This window comes from Dickeya poaceiphila (genome assembly GCF_007858975.2).
GTDB lineage: Bacteria > Pseudomonadota > Gammaproteobacteria > Enterobacterales > Enterobacteriaceae > Dickeya > Dickeya poaceiphila.
In genome coordinates, this window is record NZ_CP042220.2 from 155,148 (window position 1) to 168,342 (window position 13,195).

12 protein-coding genes are annotated in these 13,195 nt (G+C 54.9%); 10 read left to right on the forward strand and 2 right to left on the reverse strand.

All coding sequences use genetic code 11. The features are described from left to right. The first annotated feature begins 129 nt into the window (after positions 1–129). The 4 genes from ftsY (at position 130) to rpoH (ending at position 4,336) form a co-directional block, all read left to right on the forward strand. Complete coding sequence (gene ftsY, locus Dpoa569_RS00665; protein ID WP_042867680.1) at positions 130–1,515, forward strand: signal recognition particle-docking protein FtsY; 1,386 nt, start codon at positions 130–132, stop codon at positions 1,513–1,515. 5 nt (positions 1,516–1,520) lie between these two features. Next, the gene (gene ftsE / locus Dpoa569_RS00670; protein WP_042867682.1) at positions 1,521–2,189 is read left to right on the forward strand and encodes a cell division ATP-binding protein FtsE; all 669 of its coding nucleotides are present in this window, start codon (positions 1,521–1,523) and stop codon (positions 2,187–2,189) included. Further along, a complete protein-coding gene (gene ftsX / locus Dpoa569_RS00675; RefSeq protein ID WP_146410940.1) occupies positions 2,179–3,144 on the forward strand; it encodes a permease-like cell division protein FtsX in 966 nt (321 codons plus the stop codon). The genes ftsE and ftsX overlap by 11 nt, the downstream gene beginning before the upstream one ends. 334 nt (positions 3,145–3,478) lie before the next feature. After that, positions 3,479–4,336, forward strand: a complete 858-nt coding sequence (rpoH, locus tag Dpoa569_RS00680) for an RNA polymerase sigma factor RpoH (protein WP_038664402.1) — start codon at positions 3,479–3,481, stop codon at positions 4,334–4,336. Positions 4,337–4,485: 149 nt separating this feature from the next. On the opposite strand, the gene panM is transcribed toward rpoH, so the two are convergent. Beyond that, positions 4,486–4,905, reverse strand: a complete 420-nt coding sequence (panM, locus tag Dpoa569_RS00685) for an aspartate 1-decarboxylase autocleavage activator PanM (RefSeq protein WP_042867684.1) — start codon at positions 4,903–4,905, stop codon at positions 4,486–4,488. Positions 4,906–5,311: 406 nt separating this feature from the next. Between panM and Dpoa569_RS00690 the strand changes: the two genes are divergently transcribed. The 6 genes from Dpoa569_RS00690 (at position 5,312) to Dpoa569_RS00715 (ending at position 11,427) form a co-directional block, all read left to right on the forward strand. Further along, positions 5,312–6,424 carry a branched-chain amino acid ABC transporter substrate-binding protein gene (locus Dpoa569_RS00690; RefSeq protein ID WP_042867686.1) on the forward strand — a complete coding sequence of 371 codons (1,113 nt, stop codon included), beginning with the start codon at positions 5,312–5,314 and terminating at the stop codon, positions 6,422–6,424. A gap of 78 nt (positions 6,425–6,502) precedes the next feature. After that, entirely contained in the window at positions 6,503–7,429 is a 927-nt protein-coding gene (gene livH / locus Dpoa569_RS00695; RefSeq protein WP_042867688.1) for a high-affinity branched-chain amino acid ABC transporter permease LivH, read from the forward strand. Continuing rightward, positions 7,426–8,697, forward strand: coding sequence for a high-affinity branched-chain amino acid ABC transporter permease LivM (locus Dpoa569_RS00700; RefSeq protein ID WP_042867690.1), 1,272 nt, complete (start codon positions 7,426–7,428; stop codon positions 8,695–8,697). The genes livH and Dpoa569_RS00700 overlap by 4 nt, the downstream gene beginning before the upstream one ends. Next, positions 8,694–9,464 (forward strand): high-affinity branched-chain amino acid ABC transporter ATP-binding protein LivG, encoded by a 771-nt coding sequence (gene livG, locus Dpoa569_RS00705; protein ID WP_042867692.1) that lies wholly within the window; start codon positions 8,694–8,696, stop codon positions 9,462–9,464. The genes Dpoa569_RS00700 and livG overlap by 4 nt, the downstream gene beginning before the upstream one ends. 6 nt (positions 9,465–9,470) lie before the next feature. Continuing rightward, positions 9,471–10,172, forward strand: a complete 702-nt coding sequence (livF, locus tag Dpoa569_RS00710) for a high-affinity branched-chain amino acid ABC transporter ATP-binding protein LivF (RefSeq protein ID WP_042867694.1) — start codon at positions 9,471–9,473, stop codon at positions 10,170–10,172. Positions 10,173–10,242: 70 nt separating this feature from the next. Next, positions 10,243–11,427 carry an aminotransferase-like domain-containing protein gene (locus tag Dpoa569_RS00715; protein WP_042867696.1) on the forward strand — a complete coding sequence of 395 codons (1,185 nt, stop codon included), beginning with the start codon at positions 10,243–10,245 and terminating at the stop codon, positions 11,425–11,427. Positions 11,428–11,535: 108 nt separating this feature from the next. Here Dpoa569_RS00715 and Dpoa569_RS00720 read toward each other — a convergent pair whose 3' ends face one another. Beyond that, the gene (locus Dpoa569_RS00720) at positions 11,536–13,176 is read right to left on the reverse strand and encodes a methyl-accepting chemotaxis protein (RefSeq protein ID WP_042867698.1); all 1,641 of its coding nucleotides are present in this window, start codon (positions 13,174–13,176) and stop codon (positions 11,536–11,538) included. Positions 13,177–13,195: the final 19 nt, after the last annotated feature.

Sequence of the window (13,195 nt, forward strand, 5' to 3'; positions counted from 1 at the left end):
ACGGAGATTGTCGCTCTCGCCGGTAGTCCGGCGCGTGTTGCTGGAAGCGGGAAAGTGTTAAACTGATTGTTTTATTGACTTCATTGGTTATTGATCAGCCGCACGGGTTGGCAGGAGCGCAATTACACGATGGCGAAAGAGAAAAAGCGCGGATTTTTTTCCTGGCTGGGATTAGGGCGTCAGGACGAGGAGAAAGCAGAACAACCGCAACCGGTGCCGGAAGCGACGCAGACGGCGGATGACGCAACGCCTGCGGCTCAGGAGCCGACTCACCCTACTCAGAATATAAGCGGTGAGGTGCCGGAACCGCCTTCACTGGACAGTGCGCTGGCTGAAGCCGGGGAAACGCCGTCGCCAGCATTGCAACCGGCGGATACCACGGCAGAGGTGCAAACGGCAGCACCAGAACAACCGGAAACGGCGATAGCTTCTGGTGCCGGGCTGCAGGCAGAGGCCGAAACGCTAGACGTTGAGGCTGAAGTAGAGATCGACGCCGAAGTAGCTATTGACGTTGAAGATGAGGTTGAGTCCGTACCTGATGCAGCGGTGGTTGAGGCTGTGCCAGTGGTGTCGCAGGAACAGGAGCGCCCGACCAAAGAAGGCTTTTTTGCCCGCTTGAAGCGCAGCCTCATAAAAACCCGCCAGAATCTGGGTTCCGGATTTGTCGGTCTGTTTCGCGGCAAGAAAATCGACGACGATCTGTTTGATGAGCTGGAAGAACAATTACTGATTGCTGACGTCGGAGTAGAAACTACCCGGAAAATTATCGCCCGGCTGACCGAACATGCCAGCCGCAAGCAACTGAAAGATGCCGAAGCGCTGATCGCGTTGCTGAAAGCGGAAATGAGCGAGATTCTGGCGAAAGTGGACGCACCGCTGGCTATCGACAGCAAAACGCCGTTCGTCATTCTGATGGTCGGCGTCAACGGGGTGGGGAAAACGACCACCATCGGCAAGCTGGCGCGTCAGTATCAGGCACAAGGCAAATCGGTGATGCTGGCGGCGGGTGACACGTTCCGTGCGGCGGCAGTAGAGCAGTTGCAGGTGTGGGGCCAGCGCAACAATGTGCCGGTGGTGGCGCAGCACACCGGCGCGGATTCCGCCTCGGTGATTTTCGATGCGTTGCAGGCTGCCAAAGCGCGTGGTATTGACGTGCTGATTGCCGATACCGCAGGTCGTTTGCAAAACAAATCGCACCTGATGGAAGAACTGAAGAAAATTGTGCGCGTCATGAAAAAGTTGGACGAAGAGGCGCCACATGAAGTGATGCTGACGCTGGACGCCAGCACCGGTCAGAATGCGGTCAGCCAGGCCAAACTGTTTAACGAAGCCGTCGGGCTGAGCGGCATCACATTAACTAAACTGGATGGCACCGCCAAGGGCGGCGTTATCTTCGCCATCGCCGATCAGTTCGGCATTCCCATCCGTTACATTGGGGTGGGAGAAGGTATCGATGACTTAAGGCCGTTCAAGGCGGATGATTTTATTGAAGCCCTGTTTGCCCGTGAGGATTAAAACAGATGATTCGGTTTGAGCAGGTCAGCAAGGCGTATCTCGGTGGTCGCCAGGCGTTGCAGGGGGTGGATTTTCATATCCGCCCGGCCGAGATGGTATTTCTGACCGGTCACTCTGGTGCGGGGAAAAGTACCCTGCTGAAGCTGATTTGCGGGATTGAACGCCCAAGCGCGGGTCACATCCTGTTTGGCGGCCACGATATCAGCCGCCTGAAAAAACGCGAGGTGCCGTTTCTGCGCCGCCAGATCGGCATGATCTTTCAGGATCATCATTTACTGATGGATCGCACGGTGTATGAAAACGTCGCCATGCCGCTGATTATCTCCGGCGCCAGCGCCGAAGATATTCGTCGTCGCGTATCGGCGGCGCTGGATAAAGTCGGGTTGCTCGACAAGGCGCGCAGCTACCCGATTCAGCTCTCCGGCGGTGAACAGCAGCGTGTCGGCATTGCCCGCGCGGTAGTGAACAAACCGGCGGTACTGCTGGCGGACGAACCGACCGGCAACCTGGATGATGCGCTGTCCGAAGGCATTCTGCGCCTGTTCGAGGAGTTTAATCGCGTGGGCGTCACGGTGCTGATGGCGACGCATGATACCGGGCTTATCGCCCGTCGCCATTATCGGGTGCTGACGTTATCGCAAGGCCGCATGTTGGGAGGTCAAGATGGCGAATAATACCCGCGCACAGCGAGCGGCAAGCAAAACCCGTTCTCTGCAAGGCGGCTGGCAGGAGCAGTGGCGTTATGCCTGGGCCAATACCCTGCGCGACATGCTGCGTCAACCGCTGGCCACGCTGTTGACCATCATGGTGATCGCCATTTCGCTGACACTGCCCAGCATCTGTTATCTGGTGTGGAAAAACGTCAGTCAGGCGGCGTCGCAGTGGTATCCCACGCCGCAGTTGACGGTGTATCTGGATAAGTCGCTGGATGACAATGCCGCCGAAGCGGTCATTGGTAAAATCAAGGCGGAAGAGGGCGTGGATAAGGTGAATTACCTGTCCCGCAACGAGGCAATGGGCGAATTCCGCAACTGGTCTGGTTTTGGCGGCGCGCTGGATATGCTGGAAGAAAACCCGCTACCGGCGGTGGCTGTGGTTTCGCCGAAACTGGGTTTTCAAACTAACCAGACGCTCAATACATTGCGTGATCGCATCGACGCTGTTCAGGGGGTGGATGAAGTGCGCATGGATGACAGCTGGTTCTCCCGTCTGGTGGCGCTGACCGGGTTGGTGGGACAGATAGCGGCGACTATCGGTATTCTGATGGTGATCGCGGTATTTCTGGTGATTGGTAACAGTGTGCGGCTTAGTATTTTCAGCCGTCGTGAAACCATCAATGTAATGAAGTTGATTGGCGCGACCGACGGCTTCATCCTGCGGCCATTCCTGCATGGCGGCGCGTTGCTCGGCTTTTGCGGCGCGGTACTGTCGTTGATCCTGTCGCAAGCGCTGGTCTGGAAACTGGCGGGTGCGGCGGCACAGGTGGCGGCGGTGTTCGGCACCACCTTTGTAGTACGCGGGTTGGGCTGGGATGAAGCGCTGTTGCTGGTTCTGATTGCCGCAATGATTGGCTGGCTGGCCGCCTGGCTGGCAACAGTACAACATTTACGCCGTTTTACATCGGAATAATCTGTATCAGCGTCCGAGCCGGGCGTTTTCTGGTATACTTTTCCCTCGTGATTAATGGTGACCGGCGAGGGAAGCGTATTGCCACTGTCTTCGATGCACTCCTTCCTTCACTCTTTTTTCGCCAGCCTGCACCCACGCTTCTCCATCTTGATATGAAAAATAAGATGGTGAAAAATGGTGGAACTTGTGCAGTCTGTCACACTCTAAACCGGTAGTACGTCCTAAATAGTGTTTAGGCGCAGTAATTTGATTTTTAGGCACAGAAAGTGCAGCAATTACCGATATGCTATCCGATGATGTGCAACGCTATGAATGATCATATGAGAGGGGTGGAATGACCAAAGATATGCAAACTTTCGCCTTAGTTCCCCAGGGCAGTCTGGAAGGGTACATCCGTGCCGCCAATGCCTATCCGATGCTAACAGCGGAGGAAGAGCGGGCGCTGGCTGAACGGCTGCATTATCACGGGGATCTGGACGCCGCTAAGCAGCTGATTCTTTCGCACCTGCGTTTTGTTATTCATGTTGCCCGTAATTATTCCGGTTATGGTCTGCCGCAGGCGGATCTGATTCAGGAAGGCAACATTGGTCTGATGAAAGCTGTACGCCGCTTTAACCCGGATGTGGGCGTTCGTCTGGTGTCGTTTGCCGTACACTGGATCAAAGCCGAAATTCACGAGTACGTATTACGCAACTGGCGTATCGTCAAAGTGGCGACGACCAAGGCGCAGCGCAAACTGTTCTTTAACTTGCGTAAAACCAAGCAGCGCCTGGGCTGGTTTAATCAGGATGAAGTGGAGCTGGTAGCGCGCGAGCTGGGTGTGACCAGCAAAGATGTGCGTGAAATGGAATCCCGCATGGCGGCTCAGGATATGACGTTTGACCCGTCGCCTGAAGACGATGCTCAGCCGGGCCAGCCGATGGCGCCGATGTTGTATTTGCAGGACAAATCTTCCGACTTTGCCGATGGCATCGAAGAGGACAACTGGGAAACCCATGCGGCAGACAAGTTGACCTATGCGCTGGAAGGGCTGGATGAACGTAGCCAGCACATTATTCGTGCCCGTTGGCTGGATGACGACAATAAGTCTACGTTGCAGGAACTGGCGGATCATTATGGCGTGTCTGCTGAGCGTGTGCGCCAGCTTGAGAAGAATGCCATGAAGAAACTGCGGGCTGCTATCGAAGCGTAACGTCAGTTCAATTACACGTACGTTTCAATTAAGTGTACGCTTTAATGTAAACGACCGGGAAAGTTCAGGCTTCCCGGTCGTTTGTTTTTATACCCAAGGGTCTTTTATTGCCGTATATCCTACGGCGTGCCACTACTTCTCTTCCCTGTTCATTTCCCGTTCTGGTTGACGATATATTCCCAGCCGCCGGATACCGGATAGAAACCGCAGGACTTCATGAATGTGTCCATCACGGCTTCGCTGACCAGGGAGTGGTCGGCGGCGTCCAGCCACCACTCTTTCACGTCAGGGCAGGCACGCAGCACTTCTTCCACCAGATACTTGCCGACGCCATGCCGCCGGGTGGAGGTTCTGACTTGCAGGTCGGTTAATTCTGCGCTGTCACTGTTGGTATCGATTTCGACGATCACGCCTGCCAGCAGATGACCGTTAAAGCGGGCGACAAACAGGCGGTGATCATGGTTCAGGTCATGCTCCAGTGCGTCGAAATTCTGGTGTGGCCAAATGAAAGCCAGGTCATGCCTGTCCTGTTCGCTGATTGTGGTGAGGCGTTCAACCGAGAGTCTCATACGCGGATGCTCCTGTTGATTCTTAAGAATATTGTAGCGAGTCTATAGTAAAACGGGTGGTATAACTTTTCCTGTAACGTTAACAGGGGAAAAGATTTCCCGATCATTAATATTTCGAGCAATCAATTATCTCTTCGTAATAAACCAGCATAACTGACTACTTACAAATCAAAAACCGGATTTTAAAGGCGGTGTTTTATGCTGTATGCGCCTTGTTTTACTGAGCATTCCAGTTGCTTTACAGGATAAAACTCCTGTTTAATATTATGAATAATAAAGTCTTATTAAAAATAGTTGCTTATAATGAACCTAACTTGTTGTTACAGATAAAAAAGAAAGTGCGAGTAATGACGGTTGATGCCAATAATTATAGCAATATCCAAAAATGACAGATGGGGTAAAACGGATGAAATTAAGCAAAGGTAACGCGTTGCTGATGGGGTGTCTGGCTGCGGCGATAAGCCATGCGGTGAACGCGGCGGATATCAAAGTCGCTATTGTCGGTGCGATGTCCGGTCCGGTGGCGCAATATGGCGATATGGAATTTACCGGGGCGCGTCAGGCTATTGCCGACATTAACGCCAAAGGCGGCGTGAACGGTAACAAACTGGTGGGTGTGGAATTCGATGACGCGTGCGACCCGAAACAGGCCGTTGCTGTCGCCAACAAGGTGATTAACGAAGGTATTCACTATGTGATTGGTCACCTGTGTTCGTCGTCCACTCAGCCTGCATCTGACATTTACGAAGATGAAGGCGTGCTGATGATTACACCGGCCGCGACCGCGCCGGACCTGACCACCCGTGGCTACAAGCTGATTATGCGTACCACCGGTCTGGATTCCGATCAGGGGCCGACCGCCGCGAAATATATTCTGGAGCACGTTAAACCGCAGCGTATCGCCGTGGTGCACGACAAACAGCAGTATGGTGAAGGGCTGGCGCGCGCCGTGCAGGATAGCCTGAAAAAAGCCAATGCGAATGTGGTGCTGTTCGAAGGGGTGACCGCTGGCGATAAAGACTTCTCTACGCTGGTAGCGCGTCTGAAGAAAGAAAACGTCGATTTCGTCTACTTTGGCGGTTACTACCCTGAAATGGGGCAGATCTTACGCCAGGCTCGCGCGGCTGGCCTGACGACCAAGTTTATGGGCCCGGAAGGCGTGGGTAACTCGTCGCTGTCCAACATCGCGGGCGAAGCCTCTCAAGGCATGTTGGTCACCTTGCCTAAGCGTTATGACCAGGTGCCGACCAACCAGCCGATCGTTGACGCGCTGAAAGCCAAGAAACTGGATCCGACCGGTCCGTTCGTGTGGACGACCTATGCCGCGTTGCAGTCGCTGAGTACAGCGATGCAGCGTACCGGCAGCACCGAGCCTGCCAAGCTGGCCGCTGACCTGAAAGCCAAGTCGGTAGACACGGTGATGGGCCCGCTGAGCTGGGACGAAAAAGGCGACCTGAAAGGGTTTGAATTTGGCGTATTCGAGTGGCACGCAGACGGTACTTCCTCTCCCGCGAAGTAATTGACCGAACCCGTATTACTCCCAATACCGATGCCCCCTCAGCCGTCAGGCTGCGGGGGCAATGTCTAAGGTTAAGGTATGTCCGAGCAGTTCCTCTATTTTCTTCAGCAGATGTTCAACGGCGTGACGTTGGGCAGCACTTATGCGCTGATTGCCATTGGCTACACCATGGTTTACGGCATTATCGGCATGATTAACTTCGCCCACGGCGAGGTGTACATGATCGGTAGTTATGTTTCTTTTATCGTGATTGCCGCCCTGATGATGATGGGCATCGACGCTGGCTGGCTGTTGATTGGCGTCGCGTTTATCGCAGCGGTGGTGATCTCCAGCGCCTACGGCTGGAGCATCGAGCGTGTGGCCTACAAGCCGGTACGTAGTTCTAAGCGATTGATCGCCCTGATTTCCGCTATCGGTATGTCGATTTTCCTGCAGAACTACGTCAGCCTGACGCAGGGTTCGCGTGACGTGGCGTTGCCGAGCCTGATCCACGGCCAGTGGGTGTTGGGTGAAAGCAACGGCTTTGCCGCGACGCTCTCTTCTATGCAGTTGACTATCTGGATTGTCACTTTTCTGGCGATGCTGGCGCTGACGTTGTTCATCCGTTACTCCCGCATGGGGCGCGCCTGCCGTGCCTGCGCGGAAGACCTGAAAATGGCGAGCCTGCTGGGCATCAGCACGGACCGTGTTATCTCGCTGACCTTCGTCATTGGTGCGGCGATGGCGGCAGTGGCCGGGGTACTGTTGGGCCAGTTCTATGGCGTGATTAACCCCTATATCGGTTTTATGGCCGGTATGAAAGCGTTTACCGCCGCGGTATTGGGCGGCATCGGCAGTATTCCGGGGGCGATGATCGGTGGTCTGATTCTCGGTATTGCCGAGTCGCTGACCTCTGCTTACCTCAGTACCGAATATAAAGATGTGGTGTCCTTCGCGCTGTTGATCGTGGTGTTGCTGGTGATGCCGACCGGGATTCTGGGTCGTCCGGAGGTGGAGAAGGTATGAAACTGCACACGCTGGTTAATGCCGTGGTATCGGCGCTGGTACTGCTGGTGCTGGCGACATTCCTGATGGGGATGCAACTGAGTCTGGAGGGAACCCGGCTGGTGGTGCATGGCGCGGAAAAAGTACGCTGGATGTGGATTATCGCTGCCTGCGCGCTGGTGTTCCTGTTTCAACTGCTGCGTCCTGCACTGGCGCAAGGGGCTAAAAAAGTCTCCGGTCCCGGTTTTGTGTTGCCGAGCTTTGACGGCAGTACGCCGCGACAGAAGCTGCTGGCGCTGGCGCTGGTTATCGTCGCCGTTGTCTGGCCGTTCGTGGTGTCGCGCGGGACGGTGGATATCGCCACGCTGACCATGATTTACATCATTCTTGGCCTTGGCCTGAACGTGGTGGTAGGGTTGTCCGGCCTGCTGGTGCTGGGGTACGGCGGTTTCTACGCTATCGGCGCGTATACCTATGCGTTGCTGAGCCACTACTATGGCCTTGGTTTCTGGCAATGTCTGCCGCTGGCGGGTCTGACGGCGGCGCTGTCCGGTTTCCTGCTGGGGTTCCCGGTGTTGCGGTTGCGCGGCGACTATCTGGCGATTGTCACCCTTGGGTTTGGGGAAATCGTGCGTATTCTGCTGCTGAATAACACCGGTTTTACTGGCGGACCGAACGGCATTAGCCAGATTCCGAAGCCGACGTTCTTCGGTCTGGAGTTTAACCGTAATCCGCAAGGCGGTTGGGATACTTTCCATCACTTCTTTGGCCTGCGCTACGACCCCAGCGATCGCATCATTTTCCTGTACATGGTGGCGCTGTTGCTGGTGGTGTTGACGCTGTTCGTCATCAACCGTTTGCTGCGTATGCCATTGGGCCGTGCCTGGGAAGCGCTGCGTGAAGACGAAATTGCCTGTCGTTCGCTGGGCCTTAGCCCAACCAAAATCAAACTGACCGCGTTTACCATCAGCGCCGCATTTGCCGGTTTCGCGGGTACGTTGTTTGCTGCCCGTCAGGGGTTCGTCAGCCCGGAATCCTTCACATTTGTAGAGTCGGCGTTTGTGCTGGCTATCGTGGTGCTGGGCGGAATGGGTTCGCAGTTTGCGGTAATTCTGGCGGCCATTCTGCTGGTGGTATCGCGTGAGTTGATGCGTGACCTGAATGAATACAGCATGTTGGTGCTGGGTGCCCTGATGGTATTGATGATGATTTGGCGACCACAGGGGTTGTTACCGATGAAGCGTCCGCAGATAACGCTACAGGTTGAGAAGAAGGAAGAGCAGGCATGAGCACGCAGCCATTATTGTCGGTCCGGGGCCTGATGATGCGCTTCGGCGGCCTGCTGGCGGTCAACAACGTCGAGCTGGATTTGCATCAGGGCGAAATAGTATCGCTGATCGGTCCCAACGGTGCCGGTAAAACCACGGTATTCAACTGCCTGACGGGTTTCTATCGCCCGACCGGCGGCACCATTGTGCTGCGGGACCAGCATCTGGAAGGTCTGCCGGGACAGCAAATCGCCCGTATGGGGGTGGTGCGTACTTTCCAGCATGTGCGCTTGTTTCGTGAGATGACGGTGATTGAGAACCTGCTGGTTGCTCAGCATCAGCACCTCAAAAGCGGGGTGTTCGCCGGTCTGTTAAAAACGCCGTCATTTCGCCGTGCCGAAGCCGATGCTCAGCAGCGCGCCGCTGTCTGGTTGGAGCGCGTCGGTTTGCTCGACCTGGCGAACCGTCAGGCGGGAAATCTGGCGTATGGTCAGCAGCGCAGGTTGGAGATAGCACGCTGTATGGTGACTCGCCCGGAATTGCTGATGCTGGATGAACCCGCCGCCGGCCTGAACCCGAAAGAGACGGAAGAGCTTAACGAGCTGATTATCGACCTGCGCGGCAACCATCAGGTTTCCGTGCTGTTGATTGAGCATGATATGAAGCTGGTGATGGGGATTTCTGACCGGATTTACGTGGTGAATCAGGGCACGCCGCTGGCGAACGGCACTCCGGCTGAAATTCGTAACAACCCGGATGTTATCCGTGCGTATCTGGGTGAAGGATAAAACGTTATGTTGTCATTGAATCAGGTTTCTGCGCACTACGGCAAAATTCAGGCGCTGCATCAGGTTAGCCTGCATATCAATCAGGGTGAAATCGTGACGCTGATTGGCGCCAACGGTGCGGGTAAAACCACCCTGCTAGGCACACTGTGCGGCGAGCCGCGCGCCTCGCAAGGGTCGATCATTTTCGACGGCAAGGACATTACCGACTGGCAGACGGCGCGCATCATGCGCGAAGCTATCGCCATCGTGCCGGAAGGTCGTCGGGTATTTTCCCGCATGACGGTGGAAGAGAATCTGGCGATGGGCGGGTTCTTCGCCAGCCGCGAACAGTATCAGGAGCGCATTGCGCGTGTATATGACCTGTTCCCGCGGTTGTATGAGCGCCGTGCCCAGCGTGCCGGCACCATGTCTGGTGGTGAACAGCAAATGCTGGCGATTGGTCGCGCGTTGATGAGCCAGCCGCGTTTGTTGTTGCTGGACGAACCGTCGCTGGGGCTGGCGCCGATCATCATTTTGCAAATTTTCGACACCATCCAGCAGTTGCGCGAAGAAGGCATGACCATCTTTCTGGTGGAGCAGAATGCCAATCAGGCGCTGCGCCTGGCGGATCGCGGTTACGTGCTGGAAAACGGTCGCGTAGTGCTGGAAGACAGCGGTGAGGCTTTGTTAGCTAACGAAGCCGTGCGTTCTGCCTACCTTGGCGGTTAAACTCTTTCCGGGCCGGATTCCACCGGCCCGTTTTTCTATCATCCTTTCAAAAAAATAAGTGAGATTCGAGATGTCAACGGATGGGTTACTGGCGCAGCGCATGGCGCGCCTGAAAAGCTCCGCGATTCGTGAATTGCTCAAGCACAGCAAAATGGACGGCGTGATTTCGTTGGCGGGCGGCATTCCTTCTGATGCGTTGTTTGATTTCCAGGGCCTGAATGAAGCAACCCAACGGGCGATTACTGAGCAGCCGAAATCGGCGTTTCAGTATGGCCTGACCGAAGGCAGCCCGCTGCTGCGCGAGCGCATCGCTGAGCTGTGCGCCCTGCGTGGCGTGCACGCGCAGGCGCAGGATATTGTGGTCACCGCTGGTTCCCAGCAGGCGCTGGATCTGGTGATGCGCGCCACCGCCAATCCGCAGGATATTTTTGTGGTGGAGCGCCCGACTTATCTGGCGGCGTTGCAAACGCTGCAACTGGCGGAAGCGCAGGTGATGTCGGTATCGTCCGACGAAAACGGCATGGTGGTGGATGAACTGGCCGCTCTGTTGGAAACCACGCGCATCAAGGGTGTCTATCTGGTGCCGAACTTCGGCAACCCTAGCGGTGTGACCCTGAGCGACGCGCGTCGCCGCCAACTGGTAGCGCTGGCTGCCCGCCACGATTTCCTGATTGTAGAAGACGACCCGTATGGCGAGTTGCGTTTCACCGAGGAACGCCATGCCACTATTTACCAGTTGGCGAAAGAAGCCGGTCATGCCGACCGCGTGGTCTATACCTCGTCGTTTTCCAAAATTCTGGCACCGGGGCTGCGTTTAGGCTGGGCGATTCTGCCGGAATGGTTGCTGCATAACGTGGCGATCATCAAACAGGCTGCCGACCTGCACGCCAGTTCGTTGTCGCAGACTATCGTGGAATACTATCTGGGAAGTGGGCGCTTGCCGGCGCAGATTGACAAAATCCGTCAGGCTTACCGCCAGAAAGGCGAACTCTTGTCTGAATTGATGGAACGTGAACTGGGCGATGTCATCAGCTTCAATCAGCCGAAAGGCGGCATGTTCTTGTGGGCGCGTTTTCGTCAGCCGTTTGATACCACCGCCTGGCTGCAGAAAACACTGGCGCAGGGCGTGGTGTTCGTGCCCGGCGAGTTCTTCTTTGCCGATAAGCCGGACCAGTCAACGCTGCGCTTGTCGTTCGCTACCGCGACCGAAGAGCAGATGCATGAAGCGGTGGCGCGCCTGCGCCGTGCGCTGTAACCGGTATCATGCTTTCTGTGCCGCGTGCGCTTCATATCTGGCGGATGAGGCAGAGGGGATAAAAACCCCAGGGTGAAGACAGTGGTTTCACCCTGGGTATTTTATCAATCAATGTATAACCAGATTGTGTCCCATGGGAACATCGGCAATGTGGGCCGGGTCGTTCATATCCAGTCGTCTGCGTGAAATAGTTTCCTCCACCACAAACACTTTGATCACGTCCACCAGATGGGCGGCCTGATGGCTCAGGCTATCGGTCGCAGTGGCCGATTCTTCCACCAGCGCCGCATTCTGATGCGTGACCTGATCCAATTGCGCTACTGCCGTGTTGATTTGTGAGATCCCCAGTTGTTGTTCGCTGGTAGAGATGCCGATTTCACTGATCAGTTCGGCAACCTGTTTGGTCTGTTGCAAGATATCGCTCATGGTGCTGCCTGCATTGGTGACCAGATCAGCTCCTGTTTCGATTTTTTGTACGCTTTCTGTAATCAGGGTTTTAATGTCGTGTGCTGCACTGGCAGCGTGCTGTGCCAGCGAGCGTACTTCACTGGCGACCACGGCAAACCCCTTCCCTTCTTCCCCGGCGCGGGCGGCTTCTACTCCGGCGTTGAGCGCCAGAATATTAGTTTGAAAAGCAATGCTGTCGATTAACTGGATAATATCAACAATCTTTTGCGAGCTATTGCTGATATCGTTCATCACATGAATCACATTGCTGACCACATCGTTAGCTTTGTGGGCTGTGCTGTTGGCATTGCTAGCCAGTTCCGTAACGTGGTGGACAATTTCCACATTATGACTGACCGCGTTGCTGATTTGCTCCATGGATGCCGCAGTCTGTTGCAGGCTGGCGGCCTGCTCTTCGGTACGCTGGCTGAGATCGTTGGTACCGCTGGCTATCTCGCTGGCGCCCATCGCAATCGAATAGCTGCTTTGGCGAACCTGATCGACGATGTGACTTAAACTGTTGCGCATCACCTCAAGGGCCGCCAGTAAGCTGTGATTATCGTTTTCCCGTAGCGGTATCGTCAGCGCCAGATTACCTTGTGCGATTTGCTGGGCAATATAGGTGGCTTCAGCCGGTTCTCCTCCGAGCGTTCCTTTGACGTGATGGGTAATCACCCAGGAGATAAGCGCACCGATCATCATGGCCCCGATAGCCAGAGTAAACATCGTATTACCGGCATTGTCTGCCTGAGCTTCCGCAACGGATGCCAGATCGTTGGTGGCATTTTTCTGGTAGGTGACGATGTCATCAATAGCCGCAATCAACTTGTCTTGCGCGGGCTGCATCTCGTTGAGGATGGTATTCCGGGCTTCTTCATTGCGATTGGCCTGCGCCAGTGCAATGGCCTTACTCAGTGCGGCGACTGCCTCTGGTCGGGCATTGGCCAGGTTATTGATAAACTGTTGGCCGCTCGCATCACTGGTCATGGATTTTAATTTAGTGATGATAGCGGCATTTTTTTCCACAGTTTCATCAATTTTCTTTTTCTCCAGACTCATTTTGGTGACATCGGTGAGCATAACCATATTTCGCACGGAATTGGTTATGACGATCATATTATCCTTATAGGATTGTATGAGCAGTAATTTAACGATGCGGTTTTGGGAAAGTGTTTTAATATCTGAACTTAATTCTCGTAGCTGTGTTTTACCGAATGTAGCGACTAAAAATCCGATAATAATGACGACAGCAAAACCTGCGCCAATCATCGTATTGAGTTTCATGTTTTTTAATCTGTTCATCGTGTTCCGTGCCTGTGTG